The organism is Micromonospora eburnea (genome assembly GCF_900090225.1).
Lineage (GTDB): Bacteria > Actinomycetota > Actinomycetes > Mycobacteriales > Micromonosporaceae > Micromonospora > Micromonospora eburnea.
In genome coordinates, this window is sequence record NZ_FMHY01000002.1 from 619,325 (window position 1) to 635,063 (window position 15,739).

The window sequence follows — 15,739 nt, forward strand, 5'->3', positions numbered from 1 at the left end:
GACGGCCACCCGGCTGGCCGGTGGTGCTGGTGGACGGCCCGGTGGTGCTGCGGCCGTACCGGCGCTCCGACGCCGTCGCCTGGTCGGAGATCCGACGCGCGAACCGGGCCTGGCTGTCCCCCTGGGAGTCCCACCTGCCCGGCAGTTGGAACGAGCTGAACTCGCCGGCCGCGTTCCGCTTCATCCACGCCGACCAGCGCCGCTCGGCGCGTACCGGCGACGGGATGCCGTTCGCCGTGTGCCTGCGCGAGGACGGGCAGGAGCGGCTGGTCGGCCACGTCAACCTGGGCAGCATCGTGCGCCGGGCGTTCTGCTCCGGGTACGTCGGCTACTGGGTGGACTCCCGGGTGGCCGGTCGCGGCGTGATCCCCACCGCCGTCGCGCTGGTCGTGGACCACGCGTTCGGCCCCGGCGGGCTGCACCGCATCGAGGTGAACATCCGGCCGGAGAACAAGCCGTCCCGGCGGGTGGTGGAGAAGCTGGGCTTCCGCGAGGAGGCGTACCACGTCCGCTACATGCACATCGACGGCGCCTGGCGGGACCACATCGGATACGCGATGACCAGCGAGGAAGTGGCGGCCGAGGGTGGGCTGCTGGCCCGCTGGCACCGCGTACGTGACAGCCGCGGGTGAAGCGTCCCACCCGCCACGCCCGGCGCGGCGTACCGTCAACCCGGTCGACGGCCCGTAACCTCAAGTAACTGCAAGCTGCGGCAAGCGCTGCGCGACCGCATGATCTGCGCCGTAACCGACGGATGGCGGAACATGTTGCGGTCGGATGGCGCGGGCCCGAATTTTGGTGACGGGAGGGGTGAGGGTGCCGACCTCGGTGCTCCTCGCCGTCCTCGCCGCCGCCGGCCTGCTCGCCCTCGCGCCGGCGCTGGTTCGCCGGTACGACGCCACCGAGCGGCTGGTGGCGGAGCGGGCGCAGTCGACGGCGCGGGTGCTCCAGCGCCACCGTCGGCGTCGTACCGTGCCGGGACGGCGGCCGGTCCGGCCGCCCCGCTCCCTTGTCGTCACTTTGAGTGAGAACGCCGATACGGGAGGTCTCTCCGCGCCGGTCTCCGCACCGCCCGCCGCCCGCCGGTCCGGCCGGCTCCGGTCGGTGCCGCCCGCCTCGGCCCGGTCCCGTCGACGGCATCCGCCGAAGCGCCGCCAGCACACCCCGGCGATCTATCGCCGACGCCGGGTACTGGCCGCGCTGCTGCTGCTCAACTTCGTCGAGCTGATCGGCGTGGTGCTGGTCGGCCCCGGGTTCTGGATCAGCGTCACGGTGACCGGCACCCTGCTCGTGGCGTACGTCGTACACCTGCGGAAGCTGGCGCTGGCCGACCGTCGGCGGCGGCGTGCGGAGGCCCGGGAGGCGGCCTGGTTGGCCGCCCGCCAGGCCGAGGTGCGGCGCGAGCAGGCGCGGCGCGCCGCGGCCCGCCGCGAGGCACAGCGGCGGCTGGCCGCCCAGCGCGAGGCGGTCCGGCGTACGGCGATGGGGCTGGACCTCCCTGCCGACCTGCCCCGGGCGGCGAGCGGCGGATCGGTCTCCTACCGGCGGGCGGGCGGCCTGCGCGGCCGGGCCTACGAGGCCGGACGCGGCTCGCACACCGCCTGAGAAAAATCTTGAGGCGTGCTGTCGAATCCGGCCGAGGTCGTTCGACGGGATGATGAGGGCCGGCGCGGGGCCGGCCGCCACTGACGCACAGGGAGCGCACCATGGCCAAGATCGTGTCGAACTTCTTCATCTCGCTCGACGGTGTCGTGGAGCGGCCCGACCAGTGGCACTTCCCCTACTTCAATGACGAGATGGGCGCCGCCGTCGGTCGCGGGATGGAGACCACCACGGCGTTCCTGATGGGGCGCCGGCAGTACCAGGAGTGGGCGGAGTACTGGCCGAACCACAGTGGGGGCGAGGACGCCGGCTTCGCGACCTTCATCAACTCGGTGCCGAAGTACGTCCTGTCCAACACGCTCACCGAGGCGACCTGGCAGAACTCGACCCTCCTGTCGGGCGACCCGGCGCAGGTCGCCGCGCGGTTGCGGGAGCTCAAGGAGCAGACCGACGGGGAGATCGCGATGTCGGGCAGCGCCACCACGGTCCGGTGGCTGCTGGCCAACGGGCTGCTGGACGAGCTGCGGCTGCTGGTCCACCCGATCGCCGTGGGCCGCGGCCAGCGCCTCTTCGAGGACACCCCCACCTACCCCCTCCGCCTGACCGCCCACGAAACCTTCAAGACCGGCGTCCTCAACCTCACCTACGTCCCCGAGGCCTGACTGCCGGCTGTCCGTTGAGATCTTGGTAGGTATGGGCCCCTCTGGGGGGCCTGTTCCTACCAAGATCTCCTCATCCGGCGGGGTGATTCGTGTGGGGGGCGTGGGATCTGTTAGCCTTGGCGCCGGCCCGCCCGGTGCAAGCCGGGTGGGACCGACGCTGGTACGCCAGCGGAGGGGCTGTGGCGCAGACCGGTAGCGCACCTCGTTCGCATCGAGGGGGTCAGGGGTTCAAATCCCCTCAGCTCCACCCAGTTCAAAGGCCGTTTCCGTCAGTCGGAGACGGCCTTTTTCGATCTCCTACAGCAGCAGATGCAGCAGTCATGGAGTCCGGTCAAGCGGATCAGCTGGTGAAGTCGTCCGGCACGTCCCGGGCGTCCTCCTGGACGTGCTCGCCGGGCTGCTGGCCCTTGGCCTCGTCCCGCCGCGCCACCCGTTCCGCCTCCGACTTCTCGTCCTGGGCCATGTTGCCCATCCGCGCCCGCGCCGCGCCGGCCACCCGCTCGACCTTGTCCTTCGCCCGCTCGGTCATGTCCGCTCCCTGTCGTTGTGGCGAACCGGGGCACCGTCCGCCCCCTCTCAGCCCTGCATCCCCGTTCGTCCGTGGGCGGAAACCCCCTGGTCAGCTACTTGTCTGAAAGCGTGACGGGCGGCGGACCGGAGGCCGAGCAACTCCGAATACCGCTACCACCGGCTCGACACAGGCGGATGGCACTCACCCCTCACCCCGCCCGGCGTCGACTACCAGTCAGAGCACAGGGCGTCGGTGATGTCCGGCCGGTTGAGCGCCGCCGCGCACCAGGCGAAGTGGCCGTCCCTACCGTCCGCGTCGTAGGCGTTGCTGGTCAGCAACGCGTACACCGCGCGATAGAAGAGCAGCTGGTGACGGCTGTGGCCGAACAGCCCGCACAGGGTCTCGACCAGTTCGTCGTCCAGGGCTCGCGCGGCCGGTCCGTACATGTCGAAGACGCCCGCGGCGATGCTCGCCTCGAAGGCCGGAACCGCCTCCGTGGAGAGGAAACCCCAGTCGAGCAGTGCTGCCGGCTCGCCGGCCGGGGTCACCAGGACGTTCTCCCGTACAAGATCTCCGTGGACGGTGACGGTGTGGGACGGCGGCAACCCCTCGATCAGGTGGCGGACCCGGGCGACCTTCGCGTCGAACCCGTCGACCGCGCCGCGCAGGGTGGGATGGAAGGCCGCGACCCGTCTGTCCACGAGGTCACGGAGCGCGCCGGCCCAGGTGTGCCGGCCCAGCCACATCGGCGCCGGCTCGTCGAGCACGGTCAGCCGCCGGGCGGATTCGCCGCCGGCCGTCTTCGCGAGCGCCGTGACCACCGTGAGCATGCAGGTGCGTGCCGTGTCGACCGAGACGGCCCCCGCCGTCACGGCCTCCTTCAGGTTCCGGCCGGGCAGCTCGTTCTCGATGGTCACCCCGTGGCCGCGTACCTCGTCCACCTCGACCATCCGGGGTACGGCGAAGGGGAGATCCTGCGATCCGAGGTGCTCGTAGAAGTCCTTGACGACCCGCAGTTCGGCCGGTTGCCGGCGGAACCACAGCTTGCCGACGTGCCCGCCGCCGAGGGCGAAGACGACCCCTTCCATTCCCTCGCCGAGCAGGTCGAACCGCCGGTAGCCCCTCCTCGCGAAGTGATCCTTGACGAGGTCTGCGGGCGGCAACGTGACCATGGTGGGCCACCATACGGGCTACCTGGGCCGCCCGGCGATCGCGTAAAGGTCGCGGGCGGGTCCGGTGAGCTGCCGGCCGGCCGGCCAGGCCGCGCGGAGCCGGCGGTGCAGACCGAGGCCGGTGACGGGTACGGCGGTCAGGGTGCCGGCCGCGAGCTCGCTGCTGACCGTCAGCGAGCTGACCACGGCGGGGCCGCTGCCGGCCGCGACGGCGTGCTTGATGGCGGTGGTCGAGGACAGTTCGAGCAGCGGCGCGGCGAGCGCGTCGACGTGGTGCTCGCGTAGGGCGGCCTCCAGGGCGCGGCGGGTGCCGGAGCCGGCCTCCCGGGACACCAGCGGCGTGGCGGCGAGTTCGGCAGGGGCGATGCCGCGTCGGCGACGCGCCCACGGGTGGCTGGGGGCGACGACGACGGTGAGCCGGTCCATGGCGACGGTGTGGGCGTCCAGACCGGGTGGCAGGTCCGGGCCCTCGACGAAGCCGAGTTCGGCGTTGCCGGCGAGGAGCCGGGCCGCGACCTCCGCGGAGTTGGCGGCCTGCAGTGTGACGGTCAGGTCCGGGTGCCGGGCGCGCAGCGCCACCAGCCACGCCGGTAGCAGGTACTCGGCGACGGTCTGGCTGGCGGCGACGGTGAGCCGGCTCTCGTGGGAGACGCGCAGGGCCTGGACGGCGGCGGCGAGCGAGTCGGCGGCCTCCACCACGCCACGGGCCCAGTCGGCGATCAGCGCTCCGGTGGGGGTGAGGACGGTGCCGCGTGGGGTGCGGTGCAGCAGGGTGAGGCCGAGGCGGCGTTCCAGGTGGCGGAGCCGGGCGCTGGCGGCCGGTTGGGAGACGCGGTGCTCCGCCGCGGCCTGTCCGATGCTGCCGAGGCGGGCGACGGACAGCAGCAGGTCGAGGCTGGCCAGGTCGGTGACCTGCGGCGGCAGAGGCATAAGAGCAGGTTATGGCTCGGCACGAGGTCGCTGCCCACCGGTCCGGTCCGGGCGGCGGGAGCGGGCGCCACAACTTCAGGACCGACGGGCGGCGTGGTTCTCGGCGACCATCGACGGTTTACGTACCGTAGGGACGTAACGCCACAGCGTCGAGTGGCGCTATTGGGGCGTCACAGGGCTGATCGCGTCCATCGACGACGCTGACGGGCCCTTGCCCATTCGCGAGAGGAAGTGCCGATGACGCCTGGTGTGAAGGCGTCGGGCCCGGGACCGGACGACCACGCTCCGGTGACCCCCGACTGGAACTGCGGCTCCTGTGGCGACGAGTGGCCCTGCGCCACCAAACGCAGCCGGCTGCTGGAGGAGTACCAGGTGGACCGGGCCGCGCTCAGCGTCTACCTGGGTTCCTGCCTCGCCGCGGCCACCCAGGATCTGCACACCGCGCCGGTGTTGTCGCTCCAGGCCCGCTTCATCGGCTGGGTGCCGCGCAGCGGGCGTACCTTCTGACGGTTGCCTCGGTGGCCGCCGCGCCCACGTGCACGACGGCCACCGAAGGTCCACTCAGGGGCGGCGGGGTCGCCGGGTGAGCGCGAAACCGACCACACCCGCCACGGCGGCGAGCACGCCGCCGACGGTGGTCCAGACCCAGCGTGAGCCGGCCTCCGGGAGCCAGTCGGTGAGGCTCATCTTCTCCTCGGCGACCGGTTCCGGCGCCGGTTCGGCGGTGAGCACCGTACCGGCCCGGGTGTTCGGCACCAGCGGCGCTTCGAGCTTTCCGTCGTCACCGGAGGCGCCGCCCTCGCCGTCCACGCCGACCAGCAGGTCTACGTCGATCGGCAGGCCCAGGTCGGGCTCGGGCAGTTCGGTCACCGCGAGCCGGACGTAGTAGGTGCCGGGCAGCGGGTCGCCGGACCACGGCTCGGCCCACGGCCGGACCCGGCGCAGCGTGCAGCCCAGGGTGACGCTGGTCGCCGCCGCGTCGGCGGTCGGGGTCTGTGCCCCGGCCGTGCAGGCCTGCCGGCGGCGCAGCCCGTCGAACACGTCGACGGTCCAGGTGGACTTGCCGGTGCGGCCCTTCGGGAAGGAGACCGTGGCGGTGATCTGGTGGGTCTGCCCGGCCTCGGCCCGGAACGACCAGTAGAGGTGGTCGCCGGTCGACGCGCCCACCTGGACGGGCTGTCCGGCGGTGATGGTGGTGGCGGTCAGGAACGAGGTGCCCGACTTGGTGACCGTGGTCGCACCCGGGGAGGGTGTCGGGTCCGCCGAGGCGGCGGCCGGGGCGAGGGTCAGCCCGGCGGCGGCCAGTGCCGCCGCGGACCGGATCAGCGTATGCATCCTCAGTTCTCCCTCCAGGTGGCGACCCACCAGCGGGTGAGCAGCCCGGCGACCAGTCCGGTGACCAGCCCGGCCAGGGTGAGCAGGAGCAGCAGGGTCCAGCCACGGCCGAGGTCCGGCCCGTCCGGGGCGGGGGAGGCGGCGACCACGTCGACGGTCAGCTCGACGGGCATGCCCGGGGTGGCCTCGGTGCCGGGGCGCGGGGCGAACGAGTTGCTGACCACCAGGCACACGGTCTGCGCGGTCACGGTGCCGGTCGGGGATGGGGTGGGGGTGTCCTCCTCGGCCGCCGACCAGCGCAGGCCGGCGGAGACCACGTCGGTCCGCCCGCTGCCGGCGTCGACCCCCCGGACCAGTTCGCGTCCGTCCGCTGCGGTGGCCCGCAGCAGTACGCCGTAGTCGGGGTTGACCGGCCGGTCCAGCGCCACGCTGACCGAGGCGCGCAGCTCCTGGCCGGGCCGCACCGGCACCCGGTACCAGCGGTGCTCGGAGAACGCCTCCCGGTCGGTGTAGACGCCGGGGCCGAGCAGGGGCGCCTTGTCGCACTCGGCCGACCCGCCGACCACGGTCGGCGCGGCGGTGTACGTGTCCCGGGCCCGGTCCACGAGCTGCTTGATCCGGCCGGTCAGCTCGTCGGCGCTCTGCGCCGCCGTGTACGTGCCGCCGGTCGCCCCGGCGATGCAGAGCAGCTGCCGGCGTACCTTCTCGTCCGGGGCGAGGCCCAGGGTGTCGACGACCAGCTTGGTGCCCTGGGCGGCCAGCTCGCGGGCCACCTCGCAGGGGTCGGGCGGGGCGCAGGTGTCCTCGCCGTCGGTGATCAGGACGATCCGGCGGGCGGTGCTGCCGGTGCCGAGGTCCTGCGCGGCGGAGCGGAGCGCCAGTCCGACCGGGGTGAAGCCGGTCGGGCGGAGCCCGGCCACGGCCGCCTTGGCCTGTACCCGGTCCACCGGGCCGACCGGGACGATCTGCTGGGTGTCCAGGCAGCCCTGCTTCTTGTCCTTGCCCGTGTAGGTGGCCCCGAGCACCCGGATGCCGAGTTGGGTCTCGTCCGGCAGCGCGTCCACGACCTCGTTGAACGCCTGCTGCGCGACGGAGATCCGGCTGCGTCCGTCGATGTCGCGGGCCCGCATCGAGCCGCTGACGTCGAGGACCAGTTCGACCTTGGGCGGCTCGGCGGGGATCTCGGTGGTCTCGTCGCCGGCCTTGGCGGGCGTCGGACCGATCAGCGCGGTCGTCGCCAGCAGCCCGAGTAGGACGGCCGTCGATCGTCTCTTGTTGATCACCGGGCGAAGTGTAGTTATATCCACTTTGGAAGATCATCCGGGTCCGCCGGCCGCTGGTCGGCCGGCGCGTCGGCGGGTGATCGCCAGTGCTGGCCCGGTCACCGCCCGCACCCTTGGAGCGGTGAGGAATGCGTAATGTTCCGACTGGGCTACTCGTAGTTATTTGCCCCGGCGGGCCAACTGTCGGAAGAGTTATTCGTCGGAAATCTGACTTCGGTCGACCATTGTGTGACTGCTTGGGGTGTGGTTAAGCTTTATCTGCGCGCCCCAATCGCCCGCTTCCCCCGTGGCAGGCGATCGGGGCGCGCCTTTTCGTGCGCCGGGACCGCCCGGCCCGTTCGCCGACCGGGCGGTCCCGGTTCAGATCCAGCGGCCCTCCAGCCACATCCGGGCGGACCAGTCCGCGTAGGTCAGCAGCCGGCCCACGAAGATCGGGTAGAAGTAGCCGAAGCAGAGGGCCACCAGCAGTACGTACGCGCCCGCGATGACCCCACCCACCAGCCGCCGGTCGGCGGCCTCCTGCTTGGTCGGTGGTGACGCGCCGGCCGTGACGGCGGCTGGTGCCGGTGCGGCGATCGCGCCGAGCACGTAGGTGACCGCCAGCACCAGGAACGGCAGCGCCGGGGCGGTGTAGAAGGAGAACATCGTCCGCTTGTCGAGGGCGAACCAGAACCAGGGCAGCAGGCCGGCGGCCACGCTGAGCAGGATCGCCCCGGCCCGCCAGTCCCGACGGGCCAGGCCGAGCCAGGCCAGCGCCGCCAGCGCCGGCAGGAACGACCACCACAGCAGCGGGGTGCCGAGCAGCAGGATCTCCGAGGCGCAGCTCGGCGCGCCGCAGTTGCCGTCGCCGGACCAGTAGAAGGCGACCGGGCGGCCGAGCAGCAGCCACTGCCACGGCCAGGACTGGTACTTGTGCGGCTCGTCGAGCTGGGTGTGGAAGCCGTACGCGGCCTGGTGGTATTTCCACAGGTTGATCAGCGGCCCGATGACCGGATCGTCGCTGAGCCCGGAGCCCGGGTAGCGGCTGGCCAGGCGGAGGTAGCCGTCGTCGCTGAACAGCCAACCCGACCAGGTGGCGACGTACGTCACGACCATCAGCACCCCGGCCAGCAGCAGCCAGGGCAGCTCGTCCAGCACGGCGTCCCGCCACGGGCGGCGGGCACCGGCGGACCGGCGTACGCCGACCTCCCAGAGGATCACCAGCAGCGCGAAGGCCGGCACGAAGTAGAGGGCGCTCCACTTCACCGCGCAGGCGCCGCCGAGCAGTACGCCGGCGAGCAGCCGCCACCAGGGCCACTCCCGCCAGGTCGACCGGGGCCGGCCGGCCGGCCCGGGCCGAGACGGGTCGAGCCCCGCCTCCAGCGCACGGGACCAGCGGCGTCTCCGGGCGTCCCGGTCCAGCACCAGGGCGCCGAACGCGGCCAGCACGAACAGCATCAGGAAGATGTCGAGCAGCGCGGTGCGGGAGAGCACCAGGTGGAAGCCGTCCAGGGCGAGCAGCAGCCCGGCCGCGCACCCCAGCGTGGTGGAGCGGAACATCCGCCGGCCGATCCGCACCAACAGCAGCACCGACAGGGTGCCGGCGACGGCCGCCGCGAACCGCCAGCCGAACTCCGGGGCGGTGGTCATCAGGTGCCCCGGTACGGAGATGTTCGTCTCCGGGTCCTGGTAGCCGAAGGCCCACTCGCCGAGCCCGATCAGCCACTTGCCCAGCGGCGGGTGCACCACGTACGAGGGGCCGTTGTCCTTGTAGTTCCACTCGACGCCCCGGTCGATCAGCCCGTACGCGTCCCTGGCGTAGTAGACCTCGTCGAAGATCTTGCCCTTGGGGCCGCTGAGCCCGAGGAACCGCAGGATTCCCGCGATCGCCACGACGACTGCGGTGGCCAGCCAGGCGTGCCCGTCGACGCGGGCGTCGACGGTGGCGAGCCGCCGTCGGATGGCGGCTGGGACGCCGCCCCCGCCACTCGTCCCGGAACCGGCGGGCTGGGCGGTGGCGGACAGGTCGGCGGCCGGCCGGTCCGTCCCGGCCTGATCCGCGCTCGCGCTCTGTGCAGTCGACGCACTCGTCACCCGGCGATCGTAGGCTGCGAAGGTGCCACGTGGCGCCTGTCGTCCCCAAGATTGGTACGACTGTCGATGAAGGAGATTGCCTGGTGGGTGAAATGTCCGAGGTTGGGCGGCTGGTGTTGCTCGGCGCGCCGCTCGGCAATCCGGCCGACGCCTCGGCCCGGTTCCGCGAGGTGCTCGCCACCGCCGACGTGGTCGCCGCCGAGGACACCCGGCGGCTCGCCCGGCTGGCCCGCGACCTCGACGTGACCGTCCCCGGCCGGATCGTCTCCTACTTCGAGGGCAACGAGGAGCGGCGTACCCCGGAGCTGGTCGAGGTGCTCACCGCCGGCTACACGGTCGCCCTGGTCACCGACGGCGGCATGCCCAGCGTCTCCGACCCCGGCTACCGGCTGGTCCGGGCCGCCCTCGACGCTGGCGTCCCGGTCACCGCCGCCCCCGGCCCGAGCGCGGTGACCACCGCGCTGGCGCTCTCCGGGCTGCCCTGTGACCGGTTCTGCTTCGAGGGCTTCCTGCCCCGCACGCCGGGCGCCCGCCGGTCCCGGCTGCGGGCCCTCGCCGCCGAGGAACGCACCCTGGTCCTCTTCGAGGCGCCGCACCGGATCGCCGGCGCGCTGGCCGACCTGGCCGCCGCGTTCGGCCCGGACCGGCCCGCCGCGCTCTGCCGGGAGCTGACCAAGACGTACGAGGAGGTGGTCCGCCGGCCGCTCGGCGAACTGGCCGAGTGGGCCGCAGCGGGCGACCCGCGCGGCGAGATCACCCTGGTCGTGGCGGGTGCGCCGCCGGTCGCCGCGGCCCGGCCCGACGACGACACGCTGCGCGCCGCGGTGGCCGGGCGGGAGGCGGCCGGGCTGTCCCGGCGGGACGCGATCACCGAGGTCGCCACCGAGTACGGCCTGCGCCGCCGGGACGTCTACTCCGTCGTGCACAGCTGAGAAGGCGGCCCGGTGGCCCGTTCGCCTGACTCGGGTACGGGCAGCTCAAGCCGCCTGTTGATGACAAATCGGACGAGCTGTCCGGGTCGGGTGGTGGGACGCGCCCTATTGGTTCGCGGGCGACCCGAGGCAATCACTACGCTTGCTGCTCATGAGTCACGTTCTCGCCGCGGTCGCCTGGCCCTACGCCAACGGCCCGCGCCACATCGGCCACGTATCCGGATTCGGCGTTCCCTCCGACGTCTTCGCCCGGTACATGCGCATGGCCGGTCACGACGTGCTCATGGTCTCCGGCACCGACGAGCACGGCACCCCGATCCAGGTGCAGGCTGACGCCGAGGGGGTCACCCCGCGCGAGCTGGCCGACCGGTACAACCGGGTGATCGCCGAGGACCTGCGGGCGCTGGGGCTGTCCTACGACCTGTTCACCCGCACGACCACCCGTAACCACTACGCCGTGGTGCAGGAGCTGTTCGTCGGGCTGCACCGGAACGGCTACATCGTCCCGAAGGTCACCACCGGGGCGATCTCGCCGTCCACCGGCCGTACCCTGCCCGACCGCTACATCGAGGGCACCTGCCCGATCTGCGGCTACGACAGCGCCCGCGGCGACCAGTGCGACAACTGCGGCAACCAGCTCGACCCGATCGACCTGATCAACCCCAAATCGAAGATCAACGGGGAGACGCCGGAGTTCGTCGAGACCGAGCACTTCTTCCTGGACCTGCCGGCCCTGGCCGACGCGCTGCGGCAGTGGCTCGACACCCGGGAGGGGTGGCGGCCCAACGTGCTGCGGTTCTCCAGGAACCTGCTGGACGACCTCCAGCCCCGGGCCATCACCCGCGACCTGGAGTGGGGCGTGCCGATCCCGCTGGACGGCTGGCGGGACCGCCCCGACAAGCGGATCTACGTCTGGTTCGACGCCGTGATCGGCTACCTGTCCGCCTCCATCGAGTGGGCCCGCCGCACCGGCGACCCGGAGGCGTGGCGGAAGTGGTGGTCCGTCGACGGTGAGGGGAAGGACGCCCGCGGCTACTACTTCATGGGCAAGGACAACATCGTCTTCCACTCGGTGATCTGGCCGGCGCTGCTCGACGGCTACTCCGGGGAGGGGGCACGCGACGGCGAGCCGGGCGAACTGGGCCGGCTCAACCTGCCCACCGAGGTGGTCTCCAGCGAATACCTGACCATGGAGGGGCGCAAGTTCTCCTCCTCCCGCAAGGTGGTCATCTACGTCCGGGACTTCCTGGAGCGGTACGACGCCGACGCGCTGCGCTACTTCATCGCGGTCGCCGGCCCGGAGAGCAACGACACCGACTTCACCTGGGCCGAGTTCCTCCGGCGCAACAACGACGAGCTGGTCGCCGGCTGGGGCAACCTGGTCAACCGGTCCATCTCCATGGCGGCGAAGAACTTCGGCGCGATCCCGCCGGTCGATCCGGCCGGGCTCACCGAGGCCGACGAGGCACTGCTCGCCACCGCCCGGGCCGGGTTCGCAGCAGTCGGCGACCTGATCGCCAAGCACCGGCAGAAGCAGGCCATCGGCGAGGCCATGAAGGTGGTCGCCGAGGCCAACAAGTACCTGTCGGAGCAGGCGCCCTGGAAGCTCAAGGGCGAGGACGACAAGCCGCGGATGGGCACCATCCTGCACGTCGCCCTCCAGGTGGTCAGCGACGCCAACACGCTGCTCACCCCGTTCCTGCCGCACTCCGCGCAGAAGATCCACGAGCTGCTCGGCGGCACCGGCGTCCACGCGCCGATGCCGGTGATCGAGGAGGTCGAGGACCTTGACGGCGGGCCGGCGTACCCGGTGCTGACCGGCGACTACACCGTCGGCGCGCGCTGGGAGTCCGTACCCCTGGAGGTGGGCCGGCCGCTCGCGGCGCCGAAGCCGGTGTTCCGCAAGCTCGACCCCTCCATCGTCGACGAGGAGCTGGCCCGGCTGGCCGGCTGACCGTACCCGTGGCGGCGCGGCCCGGTCCTCCCGGGCGGCGCCGCCGGCACGGTCAGGCGCGTGCCATCCGTGACACGCCGATGAACTCCATGATCGCCTGGTTGACCTCGTCGGCGTGGGTCCACGGGATGCCGTGCGGCGCGCCCTTCAAAGTGATCAGCTTCGCGTTGGGCAGCATCGGCGCCAACCGCTGCCCGGTCGCCGGGTAGGGCAGCACCGCGTCCTTGTCGCCCTGCACGATCAGCACCGGTACGTCGATCCGGGGCAGATCGTTCCGGAAGTCCGTCTGCCAGGCGTCCACGCTGTCGTGGGTGCCCTTGGCCGACGCCCGCGCGCCGATCTCCCAGTGCCCCCGGAACGCGTCGTCGCTGACCCGCTTGCCCTTGTTTTCGTCGTAGTTGAAGAAGTTCTGGCAGAACTGGGTCAGGTAGGCGAACCGGTCGGCGCGGATCGCCTGCTGGAAGCCGTCGAAGAGGCCCTTGTCGACGCCCTCCGGGTTGTCCGCCGTCTTCAGCAGGAAGGGCGCCAGTGGGGCCAGCAGCACCGCCCGGTCCACCCGGCTCGACCCGTACGTGCCCAGGTAGCGGGTTACCTCGCCGGTGCCCATCGAGTGCCCGATCAGGATCGCGTTGCGCAGGTCCAGCTCGGTCATCAGCACGTCCAGGTCGGACGCGAAGGTGTCGTAGTCGTAGCCCATGGTCGGCTGGGCGGAGGCGCCGAAACCGCGCCGGTCGTACGTGATCGTCCGGTATCCGGCGTGCAACAGCGGGTTGGACACCTTCTCCCAGCTCGCGCCGTTGAACGGGAAACCGTGGATGAGCACGACCGGCTGTCCCGAGCCGTGGTCCTCGTAGTACAGGTCGATGGGCGCGGAGTTCTCCGTGCCGACGGTGACGAAGGGCATGTCGGGTCTCCTGAGCTGGGATGCCGTCGCGGACCCCGGCGGATTCCCGCGCCACCTGCGGTTATGCACGCGGGTACGGCAGGTCCACCACCTGGTCGTCGGTCACCTCGGCGCCCGGCGCCCAGGTCTCGTAGACGCCCCGCTCGTGGCACTGCGCCCCGGTGGCCGCCACCGCGTCCGGGTCCGGCCGGCGCAGCCGCAGCCGCAGCCAGCCCGACTCCTCCCGCAGCACCAGGCAGGGCACCCCGCGCCAGGTGGCGTAGCGCAGCCGTCGGGCCGCCGACTCCACCGGATACCGGGCCGCCCGGGTCCTCGCCAGCACCCGGAACCCGCCGGGCTGGTCGGCCACCGCCTCGTACTCGTTCTCCTGGTACGCGCCGACGAGCCGGGTGGAGCGGGGCGCGTCGCCGGTCGGCACGTACTCCTGGTCGGGGGCGAGCCCGGGCACCGCGGACAGCAGGTGCCGCCACTGCGGTCCGACCATCCGCAGCCAGCCCTGCTGCTCCGCCTGGTAGGTGTAGAGCACCACCTCCACCCCGTCGGCCGGGTAGGCGACCAGGACGGCGTTGGCCGGCATCGGCAGGTCGGCGAAGTCCAGGGTGACGAACTCCGGGATGAGCTGGGCGTTGCTCGGCACGAACCCGGTGCCCAACACCGGCGGCCCGAGCCGGTCCCGGGGCGGCAGCGCGATGAGCCCCTGGTGCGCCGGCCCGACCGGCACGTCGTAGTCGCTCGGGTCGGCGGCCCGCCAGCGCAGCGCGTACGCCACGTCGCCACCCTCCCCGTCGCCGCGCAGCACCGCCAGCGCGGCCGGCGTACGCAGGTGCGCCACGTCGTGTTCCCGGTAGCAGAAGCCGTGCGGCAGCAGGCCCCGCACATGGCCGGCGAGCTGGCGGGCGGAGAGCACCTTCACCATCCGGGTGCCCGGCCGGATCACCGCCGAGCCGCGCACCGCGGCCAGCGTCGGGTCCCCGGCCGCGGCCGGCTGCTGGCTGAGCTGGTGCAGGTACGACCAGCCGCGCTCCCGGTGCACCGGCATCAGCAGCGGCGCGTCCGCGTCCTCGGTCGGTGGGCCCCCGCCGTGCACCGAGGTCACCTCGGTGACGTGCACGAACCTCCGCCACGGATACGCCGAGCCCGATCGGGGCGCCCACTCGAAGCCGGGCACCTCCTCGGCGCTGAACAGCTCGTACGCCGCGCCCCGGGCGATCTCCTCCGCCGGGTGGACGCGGCCGTCGCACGTCACGTGCAGCCCGGTCCCGCTGGCCTGAGGGGTGACGGTCACGATCCGCACGGTAAGCGCGCCACATGTTGGGGGCGTGAACAGGTGATGGCGGTCCGGGAACACCGGCCACCGGCGGTGTGTGATGCTGGCCGCGATGACCGAGCAGACCGAAACCCGCAAGCAGCGGGCCGCCCGCCGGGCCGGCGAGTTCCCACCCGTCCCCGAGGCGTTGCCCGTCCCCGTGCTGGACAGCCACACCCACCTCGACATCACCGTCAGCGAATACGGCGTGCCCCCGGTCGGCGAGCCGGGTCCGGAGGCGAACGGCGGATCGAGCGGTGGACCCGCCGAGGACCCGGTCGCCGCGGCGGTCGCGGTGGCCGCCGCCGTCGGCGTGGACCGGCTCGTCCAGGTCGGGGTGGACGTCGAGTCGTCCCGCTGGGGCGCCGACGTCGCCGAGCGCCACGGCGCGGTGCTGGCCACCGTGGCGCTGCACCCGAACGAGGCGCCCCGACTGGCCGACCTGGACGAGGCGCTGCGCGAGATCGAGTCCCTTGCCGCCCGCGACCGGGTACGCGGCATCGGCGAGACCGGGATGGACTTCTTCCGTACCGGGGACGAGGGGCGGGCCGCGCAGGAGGAGAGTTTCCGGGTGCACATCGCCATCGCCAAGCGGTACGGCAAGGCACTGGTGATCCACGATCGGGACGCGCACGCCGACGTGCTGCGCGTGCTCGACGACGAGGGCGCCCCCGACACGGTCGTGCTGCACTGCTTCTCCGGCGACGCCGACTTCGCCCGCGAGTGCGTACGCCGGGGCTACCTGCTCAGCTTCGCCGGCACGGTCACCTTCGGCAGCGCCGGGGCGCTCCGCGAGGCCGCCGCGGTGACCCCGGTCGACCAACTGCTGGTGGAGACCGACGCCCCGTACCTGACCCCGATGCCGTATCGGGGCCGGCCGAACGCGTCGTACCTGATCCCGCTGACCGTCCGGTCGCTGGCCGAGACCACCGGCACTGACCTCGACACCCTCTGCGCCGCGATCTCCGCCACCGGCGACCGCGCCTTCGGCCCGTGGTAAAAGGAGGGGCCCCTTGTTAACGCCTCGCGTTGTACAAGGGGCCCCTCCTAACCGGTGAGGCGAGGCGAATACGCT

At 72.5% G+C, this 15,739-nt stretch carries 15 protein-coding genes and 1 tRNA gene; 8 read left to right on the forward strand and 8 right to left on the reverse strand.

Annotated elements, in window-relative coordinates; all coding sequences use genetic code 11:
- Positions 1-23 precede the first annotated feature (23 nt).
- The 4 genes from GA0070604_RS03200 to GA0070604_RS03215 all read left to right on the forward strand — a co-directional run bounded on the left by GA0070604_RS03200 (position 24) and on the right by GA0070604_RS03215 (position 2,511).
- Complete coding sequence (locus tag GA0070604_RS03200; protein WP_377593689.1) at positions 24-632, forward strand: GNAT family N-acetyltransferase; 609 nt, start codon at positions 24-26, stop codon at positions 630-632.
- A gap of 184 nt (positions 633-816) precedes the next feature.
- The gene (sepX, locus tag GA0070604_RS03205) at positions 817-1,605 is read left to right on the forward strand and encodes a divisome protein SepX/GlpR (RefSeq protein ID WP_091126869.1); all 789 of its coding nucleotides are present in this window, start codon (positions 817-819) and stop codon (positions 1,603-1,605) included.
- Positions 1,606-1,706: 101 nt separating this feature from the next.
- Positions 1,707-2,264, forward strand: a complete 558-nt coding sequence (locus tag GA0070604_RS03210) for a dihydrofolate reductase family protein (RefSeq protein ID WP_091113859.1) — start codon at positions 1,707-1,709, stop codon at positions 2,262-2,264.
- A 173-nt stretch (positions 2,265-2,437) separates the two neighbouring features.
- Positions 2,438-2,511, forward strand: a tRNA-Ala gene (locus GA0070604_RS03215).
- A gap of 93 nt (positions 2,512-2,604) precedes the next feature.
- Here GA0070604_RS03215 and GA0070604_RS03220 read toward each other — a convergent pair.
- The 3 genes from GA0070604_RS03220 to GA0070604_RS03230 form a co-directional block, all read right to left on the reverse strand.
- Positions 2,605-2,793 (reverse strand): general stress protein CsbD, encoded by a 189-nt coding sequence (locus GA0070604_RS03220; RefSeq protein ID WP_091113863.1) that lies wholly within the window; start codon positions 2,791-2,793, stop codon positions 2,605-2,607.
- 209 nt (positions 2,794-3,002) lie between these two features.
- Complete coding sequence (locus GA0070604_RS03225) at positions 3,003-3,947, reverse strand: phosphotransferase family protein (RefSeq protein ID WP_091113866.1); 945 nt, start codon at positions 3,945-3,947, stop codon at positions 3,003-3,005.
- An 18-nt stretch (positions 3,948-3,965) separates the two neighbouring features.
- A complete protein-coding gene (locus GA0070604_RS03230) occupies positions 3,966-4,877 on the reverse strand; it encodes a LysR family transcriptional regulator (RefSeq protein ID WP_208601965.1) in 912 nt (303 codons plus the stop codon).
- 237 nt (positions 4,878-5,114) lie between these two features.
- Here GA0070604_RS03230 and GA0070604_RS03235 point away from each other — a divergent pair, with 237 nt between their 5' ends.
- Positions 5,115-5,384: a hypothetical protein gene (locus GA0070604_RS03235; RefSeq protein WP_091113870.1), complete on the forward strand. Its 270-nt coding sequence runs from the start codon at positions 5,115-5,117 to the stop codon at positions 5,382-5,384.
- Between the two features lie 54 nt (positions 5,385-5,438).
- Here the strand turns inward: GA0070604_RS03235 and GA0070604_RS03240 are convergent, their stop codons facing one another.
- The 3 genes from GA0070604_RS03240 to GA0070604_RS03250 all read right to left on the reverse strand — a co-directional run bounded on the left by GA0070604_RS03240 (position 5,439) and on the right by GA0070604_RS03250 (position 9,568).
- Entirely contained in the window at positions 5,439-6,212 is a 774-nt protein-coding gene (locus GA0070604_RS03240) for a peptidase (RefSeq protein WP_091113873.1), read from the reverse strand.
- A 2-nt stretch (positions 6,213-6,214) separates the two neighbouring features.
- Positions 6,215-7,495, reverse strand: a complete 1,281-nt coding sequence (locus tag GA0070604_RS03245) for a VWA domain-containing protein (RefSeq protein WP_091113876.1) — start codon at positions 7,493-7,495, stop codon at positions 6,215-6,217.
- Positions 7,496-7,855: 360 nt separating this feature from the next.
- Positions 7,856-9,568, reverse strand: coding sequence for a dolichyl-phosphate-mannose--protein mannosyltransferase (locus GA0070604_RS03250; protein ID WP_091113880.1), 1,713 nt, complete (start codon positions 9,566-9,568; stop codon positions 7,856-7,858).
- Positions 9,569-9,660: 92 nt separating this feature from the next.
- Here GA0070604_RS03250 and rsmI point away from each other — a divergent pair, with 92 nt between their 5' ends.
- Positions 9,661-10,500, forward strand: a complete 840-nt coding sequence (gene rsmI, locus GA0070604_RS03255; protein ID WP_377593691.1) for a 16S rRNA (cytidine(1402)-2'-O)-methyltransferase — start codon at positions 9,661-9,663, stop codon at positions 10,498-10,500.
- A 151-nt stretch (positions 10,501-10,651) separates the two neighbouring features.
- Positions 10,652-12,454 carry a methionine--tRNA ligase gene (gene metG / locus GA0070604_RS03260; RefSeq protein WP_091113885.1) on the forward strand — a complete coding sequence of 601 codons (1,803 nt, stop codon included), beginning with the start codon at positions 10,652-10,654 and terminating at the stop codon, positions 12,452-12,454.
- 52 nt (positions 12,455-12,506) lie between these two features.
- Here the strand turns inward: metG and GA0070604_RS03265 are convergent, their stop codons facing one another.
- Both GA0070604_RS03265 and GA0070604_RS03270 read right to left on the reverse strand, forming a co-directional pair.
- The gene (locus tag GA0070604_RS03265) at positions 12,507-13,358 is read right to left on the reverse strand and encodes an alpha/beta fold hydrolase (RefSeq protein WP_091113888.1); all 852 of its coding nucleotides are present in this window, start codon (positions 13,356-13,358) and stop codon (positions 12,507-12,509) included.
- 61 nt (positions 13,359-13,419) lie between these two features.
- A complete protein-coding gene (locus GA0070604_RS03270; protein WP_091126871.1) occupies positions 13,420-14,643 on the reverse strand; it encodes a hypothetical protein in 1,224 nt (407 codons plus the stop codon).
- 82 nt (positions 14,644-14,725) lie between these two features.
- On the opposite strand from GA0070604_RS03270, the gene GA0070604_RS03275 reads away from it, so the two are divergent.
- Complete coding sequence (locus tag GA0070604_RS03275; protein ID WP_091113891.1) at positions 14,726-15,664, forward strand: TatD family hydrolase; 939 nt, start codon at positions 14,726-14,728, stop codon at positions 15,662-15,664.
- Positions 15,665-15,739: the final 75 nt, after the last annotated feature.

Coding starts and splice junctions, on each gene's coding strand:
- GA0070604_RS03210 (WP_091113859.1), top strand. CDS start 1,707: ATGGCCAAGATCGTGTCGAACTTCTTCATCTCGCTCGACGGTGTCGTG.
- GA0070604_RS03220 (WP_091113863.1), bottom strand. CDS start 2,793: ATGACCGAGCGGGCGAAGGACAAGGTCGAGCGGGTGGCCGGCGCGGCG.
- GA0070604_RS03225 (WP_091113866.1), bottom strand. CDS start 3,947: ATGGTCACGTTGCCGCCCGCAGACCTCGTCAAGGATCACTTCGCGAGG.
- GA0070604_RS03230 (WP_208601965.1), bottom strand. CDS start 4,877: ATGCCTCTGCCGCCGCAGGTCACCGACCTGGCCAGCCTCGACCTGCTG.
- GA0070604_RS03235 (WP_091113870.1), top strand. CDS start 5,115: ATGACGCCTGGTGTGAAGGCGTCGGGCCCGGGACCGGACGACCACGCT.
- GA0070604_RS03240 (WP_091113873.1), bottom strand. CDS start 6,212: ATGCATACGCTGATCCGGTCCGCGGCGGCACTGGCCGCCGCCGGGCTG.
- rsmI (WP_377593691.1), top strand. CDS start 9,661: ATGTCCGAGGTTGGGCGGCTGGTGTTGCTCGGCGCGCCGCTCGGCAAT.
- metG (WP_091113885.1), top strand. CDS start 10,652: ATGAGTCACGTTCTCGCCGCGGTCGCCTGGCCCTACGCCAACGGCCCG.
- GA0070604_RS03265 (WP_091113888.1), bottom strand. CDS start 13,358: ATGCCCTTCGTCACCGTCGGCACGGAGAACTCCGCGCCCATCGACCTG.
- GA0070604_RS03275 (WP_091113891.1), top strand. CDS start 14,726: ATGCTGGCCGCGATGACCGAGCAGACCGAAACCCGCAAGCAGCGGGCC.